Source organism: Streptomyces sp. NBC_00038 (genome assembly GCF_026343635.1).
In the GTDB taxonomy this organism is placed as follows: domain Bacteria; phylum Actinomycetota; class Actinomycetes; order Streptomycetales; family Streptomycetaceae; genus Streptomyces.
The window spans coordinates 59,961-82,716 of record NZ_JAPELQ010000003.1 but is presented as its reverse complement, the minus strand read 5'-3'; the positions used below and the strand labels follow the sequence as shown (position 1 = coordinate 82,716).

Sequence of the window (22,756 nt, the reverse complement as noted above, 5' to 3'; positions counted from 1 at the left end):
GGATGCGGACTGTGGATGCGGGGCTGAAGTCCCTTCCCCGCAACGGTTTTTGGGCAGGGGAGACGTACAAAAATAGTGACACGGGTGGGATCCCGAGCGCAAGCAGGCCCCGAGCCCTTTTGCGGGCGCGGGGCCGGTACGGATGGCTTGTGAAGGGGAGAGGCGGCGGCTCAAGTGTTCCTCTAGCGTGCTCGAGGATGCCGGCGGGTCAATGGCTGCGCTGCAGAGCGATCGTCGTGAGCTCTTCGATGTCGAACTCCGAGCGGCGGCCCGGTGCGCCGTAGCGGGTTATCTTCCCCCGGCTCACCCACTTTCGGATGGTGGCTTCGGTGACGCCCACGGCGAGGGCTGCCACATTCGTCGGGACGAGCCGGTGGCGTGGTGGTTTGGTCATGCGCCGACACTCTTTCGCTGCCGTTCGATGAGCTGTCGCAGGGTGAGCCATTCCCGCAGCTCCCATGAATGTCCGGCCGAGCACCCGATGTTGCTCCGGCCGGTGTTCCCGGCCCTGTGCGGTGCGGCCGTGATCGTTCCTGCGCAGTCGTCCACGACGCACTGCCTGGTGAGCCTGTTCAGGCCGCCGGGGTCGGGGTCGATGGTGCGGCGCAGCTCGGTGGCGATGCTTTCGATCTCGTCCGCGAAGTCGCCGGCCGGGGGCTGCGCGGTGATCCATTCCAGGTTCGCCGTCAGAAACCGTGCCAGTGGGGGGACGGAGCGATGCGGGGCGATGGTGCCGGTCTTCTGCACGACGACCCCCGACCAGGATTCGAGAATGACGAGGATGTTGTGCCGGACATCGAGCACGGCGATATCCAGGTGATCCCGCTTACGGCTCCCCGAGACCTTCGTCGGGTTGGTTCGCCTGGGCGCCGGTGACACGTGGTGCAGGCTTTCCTGGTGGAGTGCGGGGATGATGCGCAGATTGTTCTCCACCTGCTTGATGCACAGGACGCACAGGGTGAATCCGGCGGCGGCGGGGATCTCGGGGATCTCCTGGGGGTGGTTTCTGGGGCACGGGTGAACCTTCATTGAATCTCCTGCATGAGGTGACTCGGCAGATTCGGCAGTCATGTGAGTTCTGTTCCCCCGGTGATGTCCCGAACTTTTCCCCGGGATCACCCCGCACACGATGATGCGGCGGTAAGTCCAATTCCCCGGGATATGTCTGTCGCAGAATCTAACGAGTGGTTCTCGAGTCCCGATGCAGCCCGGAACGCGTGCGGCTGTACCGGGACTCGGCCGCGGCCGACCACGGTATTCCGGCTTCTCAAGCCGACTTCCACCAGGATCCGACGCTTGGTTGAGCGCCTGCACCGACGGTTGCCGAGGAAGGAGGCGCTGTGGACGGAACGCACCGAGGCCGACGCGCAGTACGCGTCGGGCTCACCGCAGGGCCGCCGGTGACGGCGGCCGTTCAGTTTGCCCCGGGGGACCCGGTCCCCTTGGACCACCCCGTCGCCCAGAGACCCGGACCGACTCCCGGGGGCGGCGTGGCGGCGCACTTGGAGGTCTGCCTCGTCGGCGCAGGACCGCGGGGCCTTTCCGTACTGGAACGGCTCTGCGCGCAGGAACGGAAGTCGCCCCGCTGGGACACCGTCACCGTGCACGTCGTCGACCCGGATCCGCCGGGTTCGGGACGGGTGTGGCGCCCCACGCAGTCCCGGCACCTGCTGATGAACACGGTGTCCTCGCAGGTCACGGTCTACACCGACGCCAGCGTCCGCATCGAGGGACCGCTGGAGGAGGGGCCGAGCCTGCATGAGTGGGCCAGGGCGCTGGTCTCGGACACGCTCGAGACCCTCCCGGAGGCCGGATACGACGACGGCGTGCTCGCCGAAGCGCGCCGTCTGGGACCCGACGTCTACCCCACCCGCGCCCTCTACGGCTGCTATCTCACCTGGGCGTTCCAGCAGGTCCTCGCCAACGCCGCCGCGCACGTGACGGTGCGCACGCACCCCGTACGCGCCGTCGCCCTCGAGGACGAGGGGCGGGCGGGGGAGCAGACCGTGGTGCTCGAGGACGGCACCCGGCTGGCCGGCCTGTCCGCGGTCGTCCTCGCCCAGGGCCATGTGCCGGCCCAGCACTCCGACACCGAGCGGGAGCTGGCCCAGTACGCCGAGCAGGAGGGGCTGACCTATCTGGCCCCGTCCAACCCGGCCGACGTGGACCTGTCGGACATCCGGCCCGGCGAGCACGTGCTGCTGCGCGGACTCGGGCTCAACTTCTTCGACTACCTGGCCCTGTTCACCCACGGCAGGGGCGGCGTCTTCACCCGCGTCGACGGCCGTCTCCTCTACCGGTCCTCCGGCCGCGAACCGCGCCTGCACGCGGGATCGCGGCGCGGCGTGCCCTACCAGGCGCGCGGCGAGAACGAGAAGGGCGCCCACGGCCGCTACCACCCCCGGCTCCTCACCGCCGGGTACATGGCGAAGCTGCGCGCCCGGACCCCTGATCGCCCAGGCATCGACTTCGCCGCCGACCTGTGGCCGCTCATCTCCAAGGAGGTGTGCAGCGTCCACTACGCCGCCCTGCTCGCGGCACGCGGTGAACTCCCCGGCCTCGTCGAGGAGTTCACCGAGGCCTACCTGGAGGCCGAACCCGGACGGGAGGAGGACGTGCTCCTGGACGCGCGGGGGATCGGCGCCGCCGAACGCTGGGACTGGAAGCGCGTCGCGCGCCCCTACGGCGACCGCGTCTTCGCCGATCAGGCCGCGTTCCGCGGCTGGCTGCGCGGCCACCTCGACGACGACGTCCGCCTGGCCCGCCAGGGCAACGTCAGCGGACCGGTCAAGGCCGCCCTCGACGTCCTGCGGGACCTGCGCAACGAGCTGCGGCTCGCCGTCGACCACGCCGGGCTGACCGCGGCGTCCCACCGCGACGACCTCGACCACTGGTACACACCGCTCAACGCCTATCTGTCCATCGGCCCCCCGGCGTCCCGCATCGAGGAGATGGCCGCGCTCATCGACGCGGGCATCCTCGATGTGACCGGCCCCGGCATGCGCGTCACCGCCGACCCGCTCGACCCGCTCGGCCCCTGTTTCACCGGTACGTCGAGCGAGATAGCGGACGTGCGGGTGCGGGCCACCGTCCTCATCGAGGCCCGCCTGCCCGAGATCGACCTCAGGCGCACCGCGGACCCGCTGATGAGCGGTCTGCTGCGCACCGGGCAGTGCCATCCGTACCGGATTCCCGGCCCGGACGGCGCGGACGGCACGGGCGGCGCGGACCACGAGACCGGCGGCCTCGCCGTGTCCGAGCGGCCCTACCACGTGATCGACGCCCGGGGGGTACCGCATCCGCGGCGCTTCGCCTACGGGGTGCCCACCGAGTCCGTGCACTGGGTGACCGCCGCGGGCATCAGGCCCGGCGTCGGCTCGGTCACCCTGGAGGACTCCGACGCCATCGCGGCGGCGGTCCTCGCCCTGCCCGAACTGCCTTCTCTGCCCGGGCAGTTGGACCGCACGCCCGCGGCCTCCAGTGCGGGGGCGGGCGCATGACCTCCGTGGACGCATCCCCGCCGACGGGAGCCCTGCCCGCCCACCTCGACGCCGGGCTGCTCTCCCCGGTCCGGGCGGGCACCCCCGTCGAGGCGGCCGTCGGCGACAGCGCCTGGCTGCAGGCGATGCTCGACGCGGAGGCAGGCCTGGCCCGCGCCCAGGCCCGCTGCGGCACCGTCCCCGCCCGGGCGGCCGCGGCCATCACCGCGGCCGCCCGCGCGGACCTGCTGGACGTACGCGAACTGGCGCTGGCCGCGCGGGAGACCGCGAACCCGGTCGTGGGCCTGGTCAAGGCGCTGACCGCGCTGGTCGCGGAACGCTCCCCGCAGGCCGCCGAGTACGTGCACCGCGGCTCGACCAGCCAGGACGTCTTCGACACCGGCGCGATGCTGGTCGCCCAGCGCGCGCTGCGTCTGATCGTCGCCGATCTGCGGGACGTCGCCGAGGCGCTGGCCGGCCTCGCGGCCGCGCACCGGGACACCGTGATGGCGGGCCGCACCCTCGCCCTGCACGCCGTGCCCACCACCTTCGGGCTCAAGGCGGCCGGCTGGCGCCAGCTCGTCCTGGACGCCGCCGAGCGCCTGGAGAAGGTCGCCGACGGCGGACTCCCGGCGGCGCTCGGCGGCGCCGCCGGAACCCTGGCCGGCTACCTGCAGTACGCGGGCCGGGAAGCGGACCCCGCGGCCGTACTCGACGGACTCGGCGCCGCGTTCGCCGACGAGACGGGCCTGGCCGTCCCCGTACTGCCCTGGCACGCCCTGCGCACCCCCGTCGCCGACCTGGGGGCCGCGCTCGCCCACGCCACCGGCGCCCTCGGCAAGATCGCCGCGGATGTGCTGGTCCTCACCCGCACCGAGGTCGGCGAGGTGGCCGAGGGCGCGGTCGCCGGACGGGGCGCCTCGTCCGCGATGCCGCACAAACGCAACCCCGTGCTCGCCACCCTGATCCGCTCCGCCGCCCTCCAAGTGCCCGCGCTGGCCACCGTACTGATGCAGTGTCTGCCCACCGAGGACGAGCGCTCCGCCGGCATGTGGCACGCGGAGTGGCAGCCGCTGCGCGAGGCTTTGCGGCTCACCGGCGGCGCCGCCCACACGGCCGTCGAACTCACCCGGAACCTCACCGTCCACCCGGAGCGGATGCGCGCCAACCTCCAGGCCACCGGCGGCCGGCTCGTCTCCGAGCGGGTCTCGGCCCACCTGGCGCCGCGCATCGGCAGGACGGCCGCAAAGGAACTGCTCACGCAGGCCTCGCAGCTCGCCTCCCGCACCGGCCTGCCGCTGGCCGAGGTGCTGGCCCAACTCCCGCAACTGGCCGGTGTGCTGGACCGCGAGGAGGCGGCCGCCCTGCTCGACCCGGCCGCTTACACGGGCCTCGCCGGCCCGCTGGTGGACCGCGCACTCACCGCGGCACCGGGGCAGGCACGGACCGCGGGGCGGTGACGGTGACGGCCGGCGCGTACGGCGGTGTCGCGGCCGTACCGCCGGCCGGTCCCGGAAGCGGTCCTGGTGGCCCGCGGGTGCCTGCGGGCCCGGTCTCCCCGGGGCCCGCTGCTCTGCGCACCCCGCCCGCTCGATTCCCGCCGGAGCCCTCCTCGCGGCCGCCTGGAACCCCGCTCGAGCCACCGCCGTCGACCGGCCCGGCCCCGCATGATGCAACCACAACACAAGGGGAGGGCGGCCGAGTTGAGTGTGGACGCACGTGTTGCCGACGGGGGCGGCGGCCACGGTCACGCCGTGGTGATCGGCTCGAGCATCGCCGGGCTCACCGCGGCGCGGGCCCTGGCCAACTTCATGGACCGGGTCACCGTGATCGAGCGCGACCGGCTGCCCCGCGGACCCGGCCGCCGCCGCGGTCTGCCCCAGGCACGGCACACCCACAGCCTCATGACCGCCGCCCACCAGGGCCTGGAGCAGCTGTTCCCCGGCATCCGCGAGGACCTCACCCGTGCCGGAGCCGTCCATGTCCGCATCCCCGAGGACATGCTGCTGCTCGGCCCGGCCGGCTGGCTGCCCCGTTTCGACGCCGGTCTGTCGATGCTCAGCGCCGGCCGCGACCTCCTGGACGCGGTGATACGGGACCGGCTGCGCGCCGCCCCCCAGGTGACCTTCCTGCAGGAGCACGAGGTCGTCGCCCTGCAGGGCGGCCCCCAGGACACCGTCACCGGCGTCTGGGCGCGCGGCCGGGACCGCAAGGCACCCGACGGCTGGACCCCCCGGCGGCTGCTGTCCGCCGAGTTCGTGGTGGACGCCTCCGGACGCGGCTCCCGCGCCCCGAAGTGGCTCGCCGAACTCGGCTACGAGCCACCGGCGGAAACCGTCGCCGACACCCGCACCGCGTACGCCACCACCCTGTACGCGCCGCCCGTCGGCCATGTCGCCGACTTCAAGAGCCTGTTGCTCATGGCCGCGCCCGGCGATCCGCGCCAGGCCGTGCTCAACCCCGTCGAGGGCGGCCGCTGGTCGGTGTCGCTCGCCACCGGCGACGGCACACCGCCGCCCGCCGACCACGCGGAACTGCTGCGCGCCGCCGGCGCCCTGCGCCACCCGCTGCTGCGCGACCTCATCGAGAGCGCCACCCCGCTGGGCCCCGTCTACAGCTGCGGCGGCACCGGGAACCGCCGGCGCCACTACGAGAAGCTGCGCCGCTGGCCCGACCAGTTCCTCGTCGTCGGTGACGCCCTGGCCGCCCTCGACCCGGCCCACGGCCACGGCATGACCGTTGCCGTGCAGTGCGCCCTCGTCCTGGACCACCTGCTCACCGCCCACGGCACCGCGGTCGGCATCAGCCACCGGCTGCGCCGGGCTCTCGCCCACCGCCTCGCCCCGGCCTGGCAGTCGAGCACCCGCACCGCGGTCCCGGCCAACGGACTGCGGGCCGAGCTCGCCGGCCGCTACGCGTCCCGGATCGCGGCCGCCGCGACCACCGACCCGCACGCGGCGGCCCTCCTGCTCCACCTGCAGCAGACCCTCGCCCCGCCCGCCGCGCTGCGGCAACGCGCCCTGCGGGCCGCCCTGCACCCCGGGCAGCGCACGGCCCCCGCGACGGCGCCCCCCAGCGTCACCCACGGCCCCCAGGCCCGCCGGCGCCGGCCCCTCGCGCCGGCCCCGCCCGTCATCGGGGTCGCCACCGGCTCCGCCCGGCCCCGGCCCGCCGGCTCCTCGGCCCAGTGGCCGGCCGCGGCACCGGCCCTCGACCGGCAACGACCGTGAGCACCCCTGCTTTTCGGCCGCGTGGCGCGATATACCCCGTCGCGGCCCCAATTGCACCGCCATACGCTCGAGGTCATGACGGGAGTGGATCAACCAGCCGACAGGGAAACCCACTTGTGTGCCCGCGACCCACAACTCACTGGAGAACCACTCGAGTTCACGCTTGAGTATCGCTTGAGCGCGGTTGTTCCGTTCACCGACGCCTGGATAGCGTTTCACCCGCTCCACGGCACCGGCCCGCTTGCGCCGCGGCAGGCCACCCCGTCACCGACCGCCCACCGGCCGGCCCGGGTCTGCCTGTGACGACCGAGCGGCGAGGGGAGGGCGCGCGGATATGAGCACGACCGAAAAGGCGCCACAGAGTGCGCGCACCGTACCGCCCAGGGGCGAACGCATCGCCGACTGGGCGGACGGGCGGCTGGGGATCTACCAATTCCGTTTTCTGGTCCGGAAGGTCTTTCCGGACCACTGGACGTTCATGTTCGGTGAGATAGCGCTCTACAGCTTCATCGTGCTGATCATCACCGGCGTGTGGCTCACCATGTTCTTCGACCCGAGCATGACCGAGACCGTCTACAACGGATCGCACGAGCCGATGCACGGCATCCCGATGTCCCAGGCCTACGCCTCCACCCTCCGCATCAGCTTCGATGTCCGCGGCGGCCTGCTCATCCGCCAGCTGCACCACTGGTCGGCCCTGATCATGATCGCCGCGCTGATGATCCACACGCTGCGGCACTTCCTCACCGGATCGTTCCGCAGGCCGCGCGAGGTCAACTGGCTGATCGGCTTCACGCTGCTGGTGCTGGTCACCCTGGAAGGCTTCGTCGGGTACTCGCTCCCCGACGACCTGCTCTCCGGCACCGGCCTGCGCATCGCCGAGGGCGTCACGCTCGCCATCCCGGTGGTCGGCACCTATCTGACGCTGTTTTTGTTCGGCGGCGAATACCCGGGGCACGACGTCATCCCCCGGTTCTACAGCTTCCACATCCTGCTGATCCCGGGCATCGTGCTGGCTCTGGTCACCGTCCACCTGATCTACGTCTTCTACCACAAGCACACCCAGTTCCGGGGCCCGGGCCGCACCGAGAACAACGTCGTCGGCCAGCCCCTGATGCCGGTGTACACGGCCAAGGCCGGCGGGTTCTTCTTCCTCGTCTTCGGCGTCCTCGCGCTGCTGGCCGGCATCGCCCAGATCAACCCCGTGTGGACCTACGGCCCCTACCGTGCCGACCAGATCTCCCAGGGCTCCCAGCCCGACTGGTACATGGGCTTCCTGGAAGGCGCCCTGCGGGCCATGCCCGCCTGGGAGTTCGTCGTCCCGGGCGGCTACACCGTCAACATGGGCGTCCTGCTGCCGGCCGTCGTCCTGCCCACCGTCATGATGGCCGTGTTCGCCCTGTGGCCGTTCCTGGAGGCCTGGGTCACCGGCGACAAGCGCGAACACCACCTCCTGGACCGGCCCCGCGAGGCGCCCGCCCGCACCGCGTTCGCCTGCGCCTTCGTCTCCCTGTATCTGGTGCTGTTCTTCGGCGGCGCCAACGACCTGCTGGCCGAGCGCTTCCACCTGTCCCTGAACGCGATCACCTGGACCGTCCGGATCGGGGTGTTCGCCGTCCCGGCGCTGACGTACGTCATCACCCGGCGGATCTGCCTCGGCCTGCAGCTGCGGGACCGCGACAAGCTCCTGCACGGCCGCGAGACCGGCCGCATCAAGCGGCTGCCGCACGGCGAGTTCGTCGAGGTCCACGCACCCCTGGACCGCGACCAGGCGTACACCCTGCTGTCCCGGCAGCCCCCCGAGATCCTGCCGGCCCCCGCCACGGCCGACGACGACGGCGTGCCGAACCCGAACGCCCGCAAGGAGATGCTGCGCCACCGGCTCAGCCGCTGGCTGCACGGCGGCCAGATCGCGCGGCCGACCCGTGCGGAACTGCGGCACGCCCTGGAACACCACTCGCCCAACGGACACCACTCGCCCAACGGACACGCCTCGCCCGACGGACACGCCTCGTCCGACGGACACGCCCTGTCCAACGGGCACCTGGAATCCGCCGCCGTCGAGGGACGGGAGCCGGACCAGGAAGTGCGCTGACCCGGCGGCGGCACGACGCAGGAGGACCGGGCCGGATACGGCGGCGCGGGTGATCGGGGGACGGTCACCCGCGCCGCCGCCGTTCCACCGCCGGCCGTCACCGCACCCGGCGCCTTGAACGGCCGAGCATCCACGGAGGCCCGATGAACCGCACGCCATGGCACCGGGACGGACCCCGGGCCGAGTCCATCACCCGGGCACGCACCGGCCTGACGCAGGATCTGCGCGGCCGCCAGCGCCGCTACATCGTGGCCATGCTGGTGCGCAGCGCCTGCGTGGTCCTGATGGCCGTCACCTGGAACCGCTGGCCCGCCGTCGCCGTCTGCGCCCTGGCCGGCGGGGTCGTCATCCCCTACGTCGCCGTCGTCGTCGCCCAGGCCGGATGGCGCCAACAGCGGGGCGTGCGCGCCGAGTTGGCCCGCCCCGCCGATGAGCAGCCCGCTGCCCGCGTGGTCCTCGAACCCACCCTGGTCCTGCCGCCGGAACGGAACACGGCGGGCTGACCTCCGCGGGACACACCACGGCCGAGCCCGGTCCGCAGCGCGGACCGGGCTCGGCCGTGGCGTGTGCTCAGCGCTCCGTCTTCTCCGTGGCCCTGTTCTGCCAGGGACGGCACACGAGCAGGAAGCAGAGCATCGCGGCCAGCGCGCTGCCCAGCTGGACCACGGCCATCGGCACCGCCGTCGTCTTCCCCGCGAACCCGACGACCGACGAGGCGATGGCCCCCATGACGAAGCAGGACGTGCCGACCAGCGCGGAGGCGCTGCCCGCGGCGTGCGGGGTGCGCATCATGGCGAGCGCGTTGGTGTTGGGCAGGATCAGGCCCAGCGCGGAGATCATGACGAACAGGCAGGCCGCGAGCGGAACCGTACGGAGGTCGCCGAGGGCGCCTCCCGTCACCAGCAGCAGCCCCGCCCCGGCGAGCACGAGCATCGCCAGTCCGCACCCGAGCGCCTTGTCCAGGCTGACCCGGCCGACGAGGATCTTGCCGTTGATCTGGCCGACGATCATCAGACCGAACGAGTTGAGGCCGAAGAGCAGCGAGAAGGTCTGCGGGGACGCCCCGTAGACCTCCTGGATCACGAACGGCGACGCGGCGATGTAGGAGAACAGCGCTCCGTAGGCGAAGCCGTTCACCAGCAGGTACCCGGAGAAGACCCGGTCGGCGAACAGCCCCCGCATGATCCACAGGGCTTGGCGCACTCCGCCGCTCTGCCGCCTCTCGGACGGCAGGGTCTCCGGCAGCCGGCGCCAGACGAGCACGGTGAGCGCGACGCCGATCGCGGCGAGGACGAGGAAGATGCCCCGCCAGTCGGTGAGGTGCAGGACCTGTCCGCCGATGACGGGTGCGGCGATCGGAGCGATGCTGGATATCAGCAGCAGCGTGGAGAAGAACCGGGCCATGGCCAGGCCGTCGTAGAGGTCGCGGACCACGGCCCGGGCGATGACGATCCCGGCGGATCCGGCCAGGCCCTGCAGCAGCCGGAAGGCGATGAGCACCTCGGCGGTGGGTGCGAAGGCGCAGATCGTGGCGGCGACGATATAGACGACCAGCCCGGTCAGCAGTGGCCTGCGCCGCCCCCACCGGTCGCTCATCGGGCCGACCACGAGCTGCCCCAGTGCCATGCCGGTGAGGCAGGCGGTCAGGGTCAGCTGGACGGCCGTGGCGGTCGAGCCCAGGGTGCGGGTGACCTCCGGGAGGGCCGGCAGATACATGTCCATCGACATCGGCGGCACCGCTGCGAGGGCGCCGAGGATGAAGGTGACCAGGAGCCCGGTCCGGCGCGGAGCCTTGTCCCCGGGGGCCCCGCCGGGTCTGCCCCTCGCCGCGGACAGCGCTCCCTGCGACCGTTTGCTGCCGGCAACGGCCTCCTCGGCATGCTGAGACATGCGCCCTCCGCATCCTGTCGTTATGTGACTTGGCCGATGCTTGCAGCAGGGCCCTACAGAAACGGCAGACAACGGGTGGCGCCGGTTTTTCCCCTATCCGCCGACAGGCCTGTGATCTGCTGGAGTCGAACGCCATCGACGAGATCACCGCGGTGGAATTCGAGGGGATTTCCGCTATCGGTCCGCCAGTGCATCACTTGGGCCTTCCTCGAGTGAGCCCGGCTCCTTTAGGACGGCCCTTGGCGCGGAGATGCCAACCGTGTCACTATTTCGGCACGCCTCCCCTGCCCAATATCCGTTGCACGAGGGCGGGTTGAGCGCCGAGTTCATCAACTCACGTGGGCGGGACCGGGTGTGACGGCCCGTGGGACAGCCCACCGGTCGCAGCCGTCCGCCGCACCGCGCATCGACGGGGACGTCCACCACCGCACCGGACCAGGGTGACGCCCGCCCCTGCCGCCCATCAGCGGCCCACCGGCCAAATGACCGCCATCAGGAGCCCTTCATGGAGCACCTCGTGCAGCATGCCGTCACCACGATCCGCGAACGCTACGGGGAGCCGCTGAACCTCGACGAGCTCGCGCGGAGCGCGATGGTCAGCAAGTTCCACTTCCTGCGCGTGTTCAGCCGGGTCACCGGTGTCACCCCGGGACGGTTCCTGAGTGCGGTACGGCTCCAGGAGGCCAAGCGCCTGCTGCTGAGCACCTCGCTCAATGTCGCCGACGTCTCGGCGCAGGTCGGATACAGCAGCACGGGGAGTTTCACCCGCCGGTTCACCGAGTCGGTCGGCCTCTCGCCCACGCAGTACCGGAAGTTGTCGCTGGCAGCCCGCGACGACACGGGGGAGCCCGCGACGGACGCAGCGGCGCCGGCCGCGTCCGTGCCGGCGCCGGCCGGCCGGTGCGCCGGGTCCGTGACGGGGGCGCTGCGCACCGCCGAGGCCGCGCTCTCGCCCATCTACGTCGGCGCCTTCGACAGCCCGATCCTCCAGGGCGCCCCGGTGTCCTGGAGCAGCACGTCCGCGCCGGGCCGCTTCACGCTGGCCCGCGTCCCCCAGGGCACCTGGTACATCCACGCGGTGGCCCAGGGCAGCCGTGGCGGCAGCACCGCCGATCCGGAACTCGCCCTGCTGATGGCCACCGTGGGCCCGGTGCGGGTGGGGGCCGACACGGCGCACCGTCTCGACATCACTCTGTGCCCGCCGGACTGGACCTGTCCGCCGGTCCTCTCCGCCCTGCCGGGCATCGACCCGCAGCCGCTGGCGGCCTGACCGCTGCGCAAAAGACCCGTCCCGTACAGAAGGCAGACTCCAGAGAAAGTAGAGCCCAGATATGCCAAGGCTATGCAAGCCCGCGGTGAGCGCGCCGGAACACATCATCACGATGGAAGAGACTCTCGAGTTCGCCGAGAAAGCCCATGCGGGAAAACCGCAGCTTCCCTTGGCGCTCCGGCTGATCCGGAACACCGGAGTACTGAAGCGGCATATCGTCCAGCCCATCGAGAAAACACTTCGGCACCCGGGCCTGACGGAACGCAACCGCATCTATGAGGCCGAGTCCAAGAAGTGGACCCCGCCGGTCATCGAAGAGGCCCTGAAGAACGCCGATGTGTCGGCGCGTGACATCGACGCGATCATCTACGTGTCGTGCACCGGCTTCATGATGCCGTCGCTGACCGCATGGCTGATCAACAAGATGGGCTTCAGGCCGGACACCCGGCAGATACCCATCGCCCAGCTGGGGTGCGCGGCGGGCGGCGCGGCGGTCAACCGTGCACACGACTTCTGCCTGGCCCACCCCGCCAGCAACGTCCTGATCGTCAGCTGCGAGCTGTGCTCGCTGTGCTACCAGCCCGACGCGGACGACATCGGTTCCCTGCTGTCCGACGGGCTGTTCGGCGACGCGGTCGCGGCCGCCGTGGTGCGCGGCAACGGCGGAGTCGGCATCGAGCTGGAGCGCAACGCCTCCTACCTCATCCCGCACACCGAGGACTGGATCTCCTACGCGGTCAAGGACACCGGCTTCCACTTCCAGCTGGACCGCCGGGTGCCCGGCACGATGGAGCCGCTGGCCCCGGTGCTGCGGGAGTTCGCCAAGGACCACAGCTGGGACATCGGCAGCCTCGATTTCTACATCGTGCACGCCGGCGGTCCGCGGATCCTGGACGACCTCGCCAAGTTCCTCGACGTCGACCGCCAGGTGTTCCGGCACAGCTGGGCGACCCTGACCGAGTACGGGAACATCGCCAGCGCGGTCGTGTTCGACGCGGCCCGCCGCCTCTTCGAAGAGGCCGCCCCGGCCGCCGGCGCCACCGGGCTGATCGCGGGCTTCGGCCCCGGTATCACCGCCGAGATGGCGCTGGGCAGCTGGAGCGCCGACGGACCGCAGCCCCTCGACTGAGCTCCGACGGGCGCTTCGGGATCCTCCCCCGAGCAGGATTTCGCACGGACAAAGGAAGCGAATCGCATGAGTAGCCTGATCACCCCCGCCGGCGAGGGGCGAAAGCTGGTCACCAAGGCGCAGGAGGTGACATTCAAGGCCACCAAGGAGCAGGGCTCCTCCATATCCATCTTCGAAGTCGTCGTTCCGCCCGGGTTCGACGTCGGGGCGCACGTCCACAACGAGTCGCAGGAGTTCTTCTACGTTCTCGAGGGCGAGCTGGAGCTCCTCTGCTTCGAGCCGACCGAGCGTACCGGCGACACCTGGCACCACTGGGAGTCCGCGGCAGGAGACCGGGTCGTGCGGGTGGGCGCGGGCAGTTGCATGTTCGTCCCGCCGGGAACGCCGCACGCGTTCCGCAACCCCACGGACAAGCCGACGACCATGCTGTTCCAGAGCTATCCCTCTCCCGAGCACGAGCGCTACTTCGAGGAGATCACGCAGATCTGGTCGAGTGGCCGGGCGGTGGACCCCGAGTCGGTGGAGGCGATGCGGCAGCGCTACGACGTCAGCCAGATCACGCCGATGAGCTTCGTGCCCCGGCCGGCCGCAGAGGGCGAGGTGTAGCGACATGACCACGCCGGACAGGATTCCCCTGGTGTTCGCGAGCCTGGGGGAGCAGGAACTGGCCGCCGTCGCCGAGGTGTTCGCCTCGGGCTGGCCGGCCGGCCAGGGCCCCCGGGGCAAGGCGCTCGAGGCCCAGCTGAAGGAACGCTACGGGGCCGGCGACGCGGTCGCGGTGAGCAACTGCGGCGCCGCCCTCCATCTGGCGATGCTCGCGTTCGGCGTCAGGCCGGGCGACGAGGTGATCGTCGCCGACTACACGTTCCCGGCACCCGCCCATGCGGTGCGGTACGTGGGCGCGACCCCGGTCTTCGCCGACGTGCGCGCCGACACCGGCACGGTGGACCCGCAGGCGGTGGCGGATCTGGTCGGTCCGCGCACCGTCGGCATCATCGCCGTCGACACGGTCGGCCTGCCCGCGGACTACACCGAGCTGCAGGCGATCGCGGACCGCCGTGGACTGTTCCTGGTCGAGGACGCCGCCTGCGCGGTGGGCGCCACGTACCAGGGGCGCGAGGCGGGTGCGCTCGCCGAGGCGGCCTGTCTGTCCTTCCACGGTCGCAAGGGCGCGACCAGTGGTGAGGGCGGGGCCCTGATCGCCGTCGACCCGGCCATCGGGGCGGACGCGCGGCAGCGGTCGTCGTTCGGTATCGGCAGCATCTACGACCAGGCGCAGATCATCGGCCTGCCGATCCCGGAGTTCACCGAGATCGGCTACAACTTCAAGCTGTCCGACATCGCCGCGGCGATCCTGCAGGTGCAGCTGGGCCGGATCGAGGAGCTGCTGGAGCGGCGGCGTGCGGTCGCCGCGCGGTACGCCGAACTCTTCGCCGACGAGGAGCTCCTGACGGTGCCGCACGTGCCGCTGGACCGTACCCACGCCTGGCAGTCCTACCTGGTGACGCTGGATCCGCGGGTGGACCGCGCGGCGGTCGCCACCGACCTGCGGGCCCGGGGCATCGGCTGCCTGCACGGCACGTGGGCGAGCCATCTGCAGCCCGCGTTCGAGGCGAAGCAGGTGTGCCCGGTCTCGGCGGATCTCTTCCGGCGCAACCTCGGCATCCCCATGCACGCCGAGCTGACCATGGACCAGGTCGAGCGTGTCGTGGACGCGGTGCGCACCGCGGTGCGCACCCACGCGAGGCCCGTCGGGCGCGCCGCGTAGCGCAGTTACGGCCACCGAGGAGTCACCCGCACGGCTCCGACGACCCCAGATGGGCGTCGACCTCGCAGCAGCGTGCCCCCGAAGGAGAAGCTGCCCATGAAGGGCTCCACAGCCTACAAATCGATACAGAAGCGCGGTCTTCACATCGGCCTGCTGCCGGAGATGGCCGCGGCCGTGAACCCGTCGACGCCGATCACTCTCGACCACGACCTGGACGTCCTGCCCGAGGCGGGGCGGAGTCTGACGGTGGCTCAGTACGCCGAGCACGTCGACGACCTGGCGGGCCGCCTGTGGGCGGCCGGGGTGCGGCCCGACGAGCGCGTCGTGCTGTACAAGACTGCCAACGCCGACCACTGGATGCTCGCCGCCGCGGTGTCCCGTATCGGCGGGGTCGTCGTGAACCTGTCGCCGGCCCTGGACCCCACGACCGTGGGCGTCCTGCTGGAGCGCGTCGGCCGGCCGACCCTGCTCACCGACGGGGTCAAGTTCGACCTCCTCGCCGAGGTGCCGCTCGCCGACCTGACCCGGCGGGTGATCACCTCGGCCGGCGACCGGCCGGGCGCTCTCGCTCTCGCCGCTCTCGCCGGATCGCCGCGGGTCAAGCCGGTGGTCCGGCCGATCGACGAGGCCGCCGTCATCACCCACACGTCCGGCACCACCGGCATTCCCAAGCTCGTGGTGCACACGCCCCGCACCCAGGGCATCCGCCTCGTACCGCAGTGGCGGCTGCTCTCCCTGATGCGGAAGAAGGAGACCGTCGCGATCAACGTGCCCTTCGTGCACTCGCGGATGGTCGCGGCCATGTCCCTGGCCCTGCTCAAGGAATACCCGGTCCTGCTCATGCGGGAGACGGATCCCGCCGACGTCGCCGAGCAGTTCATCGAGCACCGGCCGGCGTTCGTCGAGGCGCTCCCCAACTCGCTGATGGAGTGGGAGGGTCTCGCCGAGGACCCGCGGGCGCCGTTCGGCACGGTGAAGGTCTTCAGCAGCACGTTCGACGCGATCCACCCCGGGACGATGAGCAAGCTGCTCAAGGCGTCCCACCGGCGGGGCGCCCTGTTCTTCCAGATCTACGGGCAGAGCGAGGTCGGCCCGGCCGTCGGCCGCGCCTACTTCCGCCATTCCGCCCACAAGGCGAACGGCCGCTGCGTCGGCTGGGCCATGCCCAAGGGCGCCGCGCGGATCCGCGTGGTGGGCCGGGAGGGCCGGCCGCCGTCCGAGACGACCCCCGGCTACATCGAGGTCGCCTGGGACGGCCTGGCGAAGACCTACTTCGGCGAGCAGGAGCGCTACGACACCAACCGCGACGGCGACTGGTGGCGCACCGGGGACGTCGGTTACCGCACCCGGTTCGGCTGTCTGCACATGCTCGACCGGGAGGTCGACATGATCCCCGGGGTGCGCAGCTCCCTGGAGATCGAGGACGTCGTGCTGGGCAAGCTGAGCGAACTGAGCGAACTGGTCGTGGTGCAGGGACCGAACTCCGAGCCGGTCCCGGTGATCTGCACCGTCGACGACGAGCCGCTGGACCGGGAGCGCTGGCGCGCGGCCGTCGCCGGCTTCCCCCAGCTGGCCGACCCCGTCCAGATTCCGCAGGCCGAACTGCCCCGGACCGCGACGCTGAAGGTGCAGCGGCTCGCGCTGGCCCGCCGGTTCAAGGAGCCGCTCCGGGCGCCGCTCCAGGAGCCGGCGTAGGCGTGCCGGGCCGGCCGCAACGCCCGAGGGAATCCACCCCCACTCGAAAGGGACCACTGCAATGACGTCGGACGCCACGCTTGCGCGATTTCGCGAATACATGGTCGGGCCCTCACGGTTCATGACCCTGGTGTCTGTTTTCGAACTCGGCATCGTCGACCGGCTCCGGGCCACCCCGGGCCAGACCGCCGCCGAGCTCGGCGATGCCGTCGGCGCCAAGCCGGACGCCGTGGAACAGCTCCTCTTCCTGCTGGTCAAGGAGGGGTTCATCGCCTACGACGAGGAGACCGGCGGCTACCGCCTCGACGCGCTCGCGGACGTCGCCGAGAGCGACCTGAACCGTGCCCTCGCCTATATGAACCTGATCAAGGTCACGGCACTGCGGCAGCTGTTCTACCTCACCGAGAGCGCACGGACCGGCACGATCGTCGGCCTGAAGGAGCTGTACGGCGCCGAGGGCACCCTCTACGACGCCGTGGCCGACCACGACGACCTGAACGACTCCTGGCTCCGGCTGATGAACTCCGTCACCGCCAACATCGATCCCTGGTTCTTCGACAACATCGATGTCCCCTCCGGCGCCCAGGTGCTCGACCTCGCCGGCAACACCGGCCTCGGGGCGATCCACACCTACCGGCACAAGACCTCTCCCGGGCTGAGGGTGACCACCTTCGACCTGCCGGACAAGGAGGCCGAGGCGCTGGCCAACTTCCGGGCCCAGGGCCTGGACGAGCACCTCTCCTTCATCGGCGGCAACGTCTTCGACGTGATCCCCAAGGGCTTCGACGTCGTGCTGATCAAGCACTTCCTGGACATGTTCGACAAGGACGACGTGCTCCGGATCCTCACCGGCGTCAACAAGTCGCTGGAGATCGGCGGGCAGGTCAACATCCTGGTGCCGGTGTATCCCGAGGACATCAAGGAGACCGACAACTACAACGTCGACTTCTTCCCGGCCTTCTTCATCGGCGCCGCCATGGGCCAGGGCGGCCCGCAGAAGCTGACGGTCTATCAGCACCTGCTGGAGGAGGCGGGCTTCAAGGTGACGAAGGCGATCACCAAGGACGCCGCCGAGATCCCGCCGGACGTCATCCCCGTACAGGCCCTCCTGTCCGCGACGAAGGTCGCGTGAGCGACCGGACCCCCAACGAAAGGAGATCACGGTGACCACCCTGATGCTGCTGCCGGACGGCATGCGCCGCTGGTCCAAGGCGAACGGCGTCTCCCTCGACGACGGTTACGCGGCGATGGCGGACAAACTGATCGAGGTCATCGCCTGGGCCAAGGAGGAGGGCGTCACGACCCTCTACATCACGGCCTCCTCCGCCGCGAACCACAGCCGTCCCGAAGCTGCGGTGACCACGTTCATGGAGGCGTTCACCGATCTGGTGCGGCGCTGCCACCCCGACATCGCCTTCGACTTCTCCGGGTCGCTCGACCTCGTGTCCGACGAGTACCTCACCGAGTTGGAGGCACTGCGGGACAAATCGAACAAGGAGTCGGGGTTCACTTTCCACTACATCCTGGGGATGTCCCTCACCCATGAGGTGATCGGCATCTTCAACAAGCTCAACGGGAGGATCCCGGCCCTGACCGAGGACATCCTCGCCGCCCACGCGTATGTGCCCACGCAGGTCGACTACCTCATCCGCACCGGCGGCGCGACCCGTATGTCGTCCTTCTTCCCGCTGACGTCCCCCTACGCGGAGCTGTACTTCTCCCCGGTCCTGTTCCCCGACATGACGCGAGCCGATCTCTCCGCCGCCCTCGAGGACCTGCGGGCACGGGACCGGCGATTCGGCGGCTACCCGGCATGAACGACCACGGACCCATGTCCAGGACCGCCGAAATCGAGAAGGTGTACGCGGCCATCGAGGAATCGGCCCAGCTGGTGGGTGCGACCTGCGCACGCGAGAAGGTCTGGCCGGTTCTGGACGCCTTCGGGGACGCCCTCCCGGAAGCAATGATCGTTTTCGGCGCGCAGGCCGGCGACCGCCACGCGGGGGAGCTCGACTACAGCTTCACGGTGCCGGCGACGATCGGTGAACCGTATGCCCACGCGCTGTCGAAGGGACTCGTCGCCGCGACGGCCCACCCCGTCTCCTCCGTGCTCTCGGACGTCCAGGAGCGCTGGGCCGTCAAGGAGCACTTCGTCGACGCCGGTGTCTGCGGCGGCTTCAAGAAGATCTACGCGCACTTCCCGGACGACATGAAGACGGTGGCGGAACTCGCCGCCCTCCCGTCGATACCGCCCGCCGTGGCCGCGAACGCGGACCTCTTCGCCCGCCACGGCCTGGACCGGGTGGCGATGATCGGGGTCGACTACCGGCACCGGACAGTGAGCCTGTACTTCCACTTCGGCCCTGACGGCCGGCCCGCGCCGAGCACCATCCGCGCGCTGCTGAGCGACCTCGGGATGCCGGACCCGCAGGAGCGGGTGCTGGAGTACGCCCACCGGTCGCTGCGGACCAATGTCACCCTCGGCTGGGACTCTCCGCAGGTCATCCGGATCGCCTTCGCCCCGCCGCCGGTCCGCGGACTGGACCCGTCGGCGATCCCCGGCCGCATCGGGCCGCACATAGAGAAGTTCGCGCGCATCGCCCCGCGCGTGTACGACGGCGAGCAGGTCAACATGTTCGCCGTCAAATGGATGCGCGGCGAGGAGTTCCTCGAGATCTGCTCCTACTACCAGCTCGCGGCGCTGCAGCAGAAGCTCCTCACGCAGGCCCCCGGGACACCGGGGTAGCGGCGCCAGGAGCGGAGACGACAGCCGCAGGACGCACGGGGCTCCCGTGCCGCCGGGCGGGGCGTGCGACGCCCCGGCCCGGCGGCACGGGAGCCCCGTTGGCTTTCCCGGCCCTGCCCGTCGGCCGCCGGCGCCGACACCGACCTACGGAGGACACATGTCCGCGGCCGCCCAGGCGCGGAACGCGAGCCCGGAGAACCTGGCCGCGTACGCGAACACACTTTTCGAGGAGGCCCTCGCCGGGCCGCGCGAACAGCTCGGCGAACGCCTCTTCCGGATGTCCCTGACGGCCTGGGAGAACCCCCGGCTCAGGCCGCAGCTCCTGGAGAAGATCCGGGCCGCGACCACCAGCGACGCGGGCGCGGCACAGCTGCGTGACCACTTCTCCGCCCTGCTCGTCGTGCGGGTGGGAGAGGTGGTGAAGGCGCCGCGGCTCGCTCTCAACGCGGTGGTGACGCAGATCGTGGGCGTGATCATGCTGCGCTACGTGATGCGGATGGAGCCGATCGCCTCGGCGTCGGTGGATCAGCTCGTCGACACCTTCGCCCCCACCATCCAGCGCTGGCTGGATGCATAGGCCCACCACAGATTTCCCAGATCGACGCATGGAGGATGAATGTCCGCCGAAAACGCCGCGGAAAGGCTCTACTCGGCCATCGAGAAAACAGCCGGCCTGCTGGAGGTGACCTACTCGCGGGACAATGTCTGGCCCATCCTGACCGCCTTCGAGGACATGCTCCCGCAGGCCGCGATCCTCTTCAGGGGAGCGACGGACAAGCGTCACGCGGGAGAGCTCAACTGTCACCTGATGATGCTTCCGGGCGACGTCGACCCCTATGCCCTCGCTCTGTCGAAGGGCCTGGCGGAAAAGACGGACCACCCCGTCGGCAGCCTGCTCGCGGACATCGCGCAACGGTTCCCCGTCGAAACCTACGGCATCGATTTCGGGGTCGTGGGCGGCTTCCAGAAGACCTGGTCGTGCTTCCCCGGGAACCGGATGCAGAGTCTGTCGAAGCTCGCCGACGTTCCGTCCATGCCGCGCAGCCTGGCCGAGAACCTCGGCTTCTTCGCCCGCCACGGCCTGGACGAGAACGTCACCCTGCTCGGGATCGACTTCGCGCACCGGACGGTGAACGTGTACTTCGGCGAGGTGGACGCATGCACCGAGCCGGAGGCCGTCAAGTCGATGCTCGGTGAGCTCGGCATGCCGGAGCCCAGCGAGCAACTGCTCAACTTCGCCCGCCAGTCGTTCGGCTTCTACACCACGCTGAGCTGGGACTCCCCGCGGATCGAGCGTTTCTGCTACGCCGCGATCTCCCCGGACCCCAGGACACTCCTGGACCGGGTCGAGCCGGAGATCGAGCACTTCCTGAAGACCGTTCCGTACGGCGCCGACAGCCCCAAGGCCGTCTACGCCGCGACCTCCCAGAAGGACGGGGAGTACTACAAGATCCAGTCGTACTACCAGTGGCGGCCCCGGCTGGTGAACCACATGCACACGAGCGTGTCCGAATCCGGCCGGTAGCGTCCGCGCAACTCCGTTCACCCACGCAGAGATTCATCAGCCAGAACACCTACCGTTTCGGATCAATCCCCGCTGAGGAGACGTTCATGGGCCTTCTTGAGAAGATCAAAAGTCCAGAAGACGTGCGGAGGCTGGACTCTTCGCAGCTGCCGGAACTCGCGGCAGAGATCCGCGATTTCCTGGTGGCCGCGGTGTCCAGGACGGGCGGCCATGTCGGCTCGAACCTCGGGATCGTCGAGCTGACCCTGGCGCTGCACCGGGTGTTCGAGTCCCCGCAGGACCGGCTGCTCTTCGACACCGGCCACCAGACCTACGTCCACAAGCTGCTGACCGGGCGCCGCGCCGGATTCGACAGACTGCGCCAGCGCGGCGGCCTGTCCGGATATCCCAGCCAGGCCGAGTCCGAGCACGACGTCATCGAGAACTCCCATGCCTCGACCGCGCTCTCCTACGCCGACGGGCTGGCCCGGGCCAGGCAGCTCCAGGGTGTCGGCGGCAGTGTCGTCGCGGTCATCGGGGACGGCGCGGTCACCGGCGGCATGGCCTGGGAGGCGCTGAACAACATCGCCGGGTGCCAGGACCTGCCGGTGGTGATCGTGCTCAACGACAACGGCCGGTCCTACTCCCCGACCGTCGGCGGCTTCGCCAGCCATCTGGCGTCGCTGAGGCTCGGCTCCGGCGGCCAGGACACGGCGTGCTCCCCGCAGGCGCTGTTCGAAAGCCTCGGCCTCGCCTACATCGGGCCGGTGGACGGACACGACACCCGCGTCCTGGAGGAGACCCTCGGCGCGGCCCGCGCCCTGGGACGCCCGGTGGTCGTGCACTGCGTCACGAAGAAGGGCCACGGCTACGCCCCCGCGGAGAACCACGCGCAGGACTGCTTCCACGGCGTCGGCGCCTTCGACCCGGTGACCGGCGAGTCGAAGCCCGCCGGCGCCGCCTCCTGGACGGAGGTGTTCGGCTCCGAGCTGGCGAAGATCGGCACCGAGCGCTGCGACGTCGTGGCCCTCACGGCGGCCATGCTGCACCCCACCGGGCTCACCGAGTTCGCCGAGGCCCACCCCGACCGCGTCTTCGACGTCGGCATCGCCGAGCAGCACGCGGTGACGTCCGCGGCCGGCCTCGCGCTCGGCGGACTCCACCCGGTGGTGGCGGTGTACGCCACCTTCCTCAACCGCGCCTTCGACCAGGTCCTGCTGGACGTCGCGCTGCACCGGCTGCCGGTCACCTTCGTCCTGGACCGGGCGGGCGTCACGGGCAGCGACGGGCCCAGCCACAACGGCATGTGGGACCTGTCGCTCCTCCACATGGTGCCGGGGCTGCGCATCGCCGCCCCGCGCGACGGGGCCCGGCTGCGGGAACTGCTCCGCGAGGCGGTGGACGTGTCCGACGCGCCCACGGCCCTGCGGTACCCGAAGGGCACGGCGGCCGCGGACCTCGAGGCCGTCGGCAAGCTCGGCGGCATGGACGTGCTGTCCCGCTCCGCCGGCCTGGAGCACACCGACTACGGCGTCGAGGACGTCCTGCTCATCGGCGTCGGCGCGATGGCCCCCGTGTGCGTGGACGCCGGACGCCTGATCTCCGCCCAGGGCCTGGGCGTCACGGTGGTCGACCCCCGGTGGGCCGCGCCCCTGGACCCCGCTCTCGCCGACGCGGCCCGCTGGCACCGCCTGGTGGCCGTCGTCGAGGACAACGGCCGGGTGGGCGCCGTCGGCGACGCGGTCGCCCGGCTGCTGCGCGACGCCGGCATCGCCACCCCGGTGCGGACCTTCGGCATCCCCCAGGAGTTCCTGGAGCACGCCGGCCGGTCCGAGATCCTGGCCGACACCGGGCTCAACGCCCAGGATCTCGCCCGCACCCTCACCCATCTCGTCCAGAGTTCCGTCGCCGTCCACGGCGACGACCGGACCATGCCCCTGCACGCCTGAG

The 22,756-nt window shown here is 70.9% G+C and carries 19 protein-coding genes; 16 read left to right on the top strand and 3 right to left on the bottom strand.

The window, feature by feature from the left end; all coding sequences use genetic code 11:
- Positions 1–208: 208 nt before the first annotated feature.
- Positions 209–394, bottom strand: coding sequence for a hypothetical protein (locus tag OG219_RS47990; RefSeq protein ID WP_266838149.1), 186 nt, complete (start codon positions 392–394; stop codon positions 209–211).
- Complete coding sequence (locus tag OG219_RS47985) at positions 391–1,029, bottom strand: hypothetical protein (RefSeq protein ID WP_266838147.1); 639 nt, start codon at positions 1,027–1,029, stop codon at positions 391–393. The genes OG219_RS47990 and OG219_RS47985 overlap by 4 nt, the downstream gene beginning before the upstream one ends.
- Positions 1,030–1,490: 461 nt before the next feature.
- Between OG219_RS47985 and OG219_RS47980 the strand changes: the two genes are divergently transcribed.
- The 5 genes from OG219_RS47980 to OG219_RS47960 all read left to right on the top strand — a co-directional run bounded on the left by OG219_RS47980 (position 1,491) and on the right by OG219_RS47960 (position 9,307).
- Positions 1,491–3,500, top strand: a complete 2,010-nt coding sequence (locus OG219_RS47980; RefSeq protein ID WP_266838145.1) for an FAD/NAD(P)-binding domain-containing protein — start codon at positions 1,491–1,493, stop codon at positions 3,498–3,500.
- A complete protein-coding gene (pcaB, locus tag OG219_RS47975) occupies positions 3,497–4,939 on the top strand; it encodes a 3-carboxy-cis,cis-muconate cycloisomerase (RefSeq protein WP_266838143.1) in 1,443 nt (480 codons plus the stop codon). Before OG219_RS47980 ends, pcaB begins: the two co-directional genes overlap by 4 nt.
- Positions 4,940–5,188: 249 nt before the next feature.
- A complete protein-coding gene (locus OG219_RS47970) occupies positions 5,189–6,709 on the top strand; it encodes an NAD(P)/FAD-dependent oxidoreductase (protein ID WP_266838198.1) in 1,521 nt (506 codons plus the stop codon).
- A 334-nt stretch (positions 6,710–7,043) separates the two neighbouring features.
- Complete coding sequence (locus OG219_RS47965; RefSeq protein ID WP_266838141.1) at positions 7,044–8,804, top strand: ubiquinol-cytochrome c reductase cytochrome b subunit; 1,761 nt, start codon at positions 7,044–7,046, stop codon at positions 8,802–8,804.
- A gap of 143 nt (positions 8,805–8,947) precedes the next feature.
- A complete protein-coding gene (locus OG219_RS47960) occupies positions 8,948–9,307 on the top strand; it encodes a DUF3099 domain-containing protein (protein WP_266838139.1) in 360 nt (119 codons plus the stop codon).
- Positions 9,308–9,374: 67 nt separating this feature from the next.
- On the opposite strand, the gene OG219_RS47955 is transcribed toward OG219_RS47960, so the two are convergent.
- Positions 9,375–10,694 (bottom strand): multidrug effflux MFS transporter, encoded by a 1,320-nt coding sequence (locus tag OG219_RS47955; RefSeq protein ID WP_266838137.1) that lies wholly within the window; start codon positions 10,692–10,694, stop codon positions 9,375–9,377.
- Between the two features lie 505 nt (positions 10,695–11,199).
- Here OG219_RS47955 and OG219_RS47950 point away from each other — a divergent pair.
- The 11 genes from OG219_RS47950 (at position 11,200) to OG219_RS47900 (ending at position 22,755) form a co-directional block, all read left to right on the top strand.
- Positions 11,200–11,964 carry an AraC family transcriptional regulator gene (locus OG219_RS47950; RefSeq protein ID WP_266838135.1) on the top strand — a complete coding sequence of 255 codons (765 nt, stop codon included), beginning with the start codon at positions 11,200–11,202 and terminating at the stop codon, positions 11,962–11,964.
- A gap of 112 nt (positions 11,965–12,076) precedes the next feature.
- Positions 12,077–13,093 (top strand): type III polyketide synthase, encoded by a 1,017-nt coding sequence (locus tag OG219_RS47945; RefSeq protein ID WP_323183378.1) that lies wholly within the window; start codon positions 12,077–12,079, stop codon positions 13,091–13,093.
- A gap of 66 nt (positions 13,094–13,159) precedes the next feature.
- Positions 13,160–13,699: a cupin domain-containing protein gene (locus tag OG219_RS47940; protein WP_266838131.1), complete on the top strand. Its 540-nt coding sequence runs from the start codon at positions 13,160–13,162 to the stop codon at positions 13,697–13,699.
- 4 nt (positions 13,700–13,703) lie between these two features.
- Positions 13,704–14,861, top strand: a complete 1,158-nt coding sequence (locus OG219_RS47935) for a DegT/DnrJ/EryC1/StrS aminotransferase family protein (RefSeq protein WP_266838129.1) — start codon at positions 13,704–13,706, stop codon at positions 14,859–14,861.
- Between the two features lie 96 nt (positions 14,862–14,957).
- Positions 14,958–16,556, top strand: coding sequence for a class I adenylate-forming enzyme family protein (locus tag OG219_RS47930; RefSeq protein WP_266838127.1), 1,599 nt, complete (start codon positions 14,958–14,960; stop codon positions 16,554–16,556).
- A gap of 121 nt (positions 16,557–16,677) precedes the next feature.
- Entirely contained in the window at positions 16,678–17,688 is a 1,011-nt protein-coding gene (locus OG219_RS47925; protein WP_266838196.1) for a methyltransferase, read from the top strand.
- A gap of 31 nt (positions 17,689–17,719) precedes the next feature.
- Positions 17,720–18,373: an undecaprenyl diphosphate synthase family protein gene (locus OG219_RS47920; RefSeq protein ID WP_266838125.1), complete on the top strand. Its 654-nt coding sequence runs from the start codon at positions 17,720–17,722 to the stop codon at positions 18,371–18,373.
- Positions 18,374–18,387: 14 nt separating this feature from the next.
- Positions 18,388–19,302 (top strand): aromatic prenyltransferase, encoded by a 915-nt coding sequence (locus OG219_RS47915; RefSeq protein WP_266838123.1) that lies wholly within the window; start codon positions 18,388–18,390, stop codon positions 19,300–19,302.
- A gap of 157 nt (positions 19,303–19,459) precedes the next feature.
- Complete coding sequence (locus OG219_RS47910; protein ID WP_266838121.1) at positions 19,460–19,879, top strand: hypothetical protein; 420 nt, start codon at positions 19,460–19,462, stop codon at positions 19,877–19,879.
- A gap of 39 nt (positions 19,880–19,918) precedes the next feature.
- Positions 19,919–20,827 carry an aromatic prenyltransferase gene (locus tag OG219_RS47905; protein WP_266838119.1) on the top strand — a complete coding sequence of 303 codons (909 nt, stop codon included), beginning with the start codon at positions 19,919–19,921 and terminating at the stop codon, positions 20,825–20,827.
- Between the two features lie 86 nt (positions 20,828–20,913).
- Positions 20,914–22,755 (top strand): 1-deoxy-D-xylulose-5-phosphate synthase, encoded by a 1,842-nt coding sequence (locus OG219_RS47900; protein WP_266838117.1) that lies wholly within the window; start codon positions 20,914–20,916, stop codon positions 22,753–22,755.
- Position 22,756 lies beyond the last annotated feature (1 nt).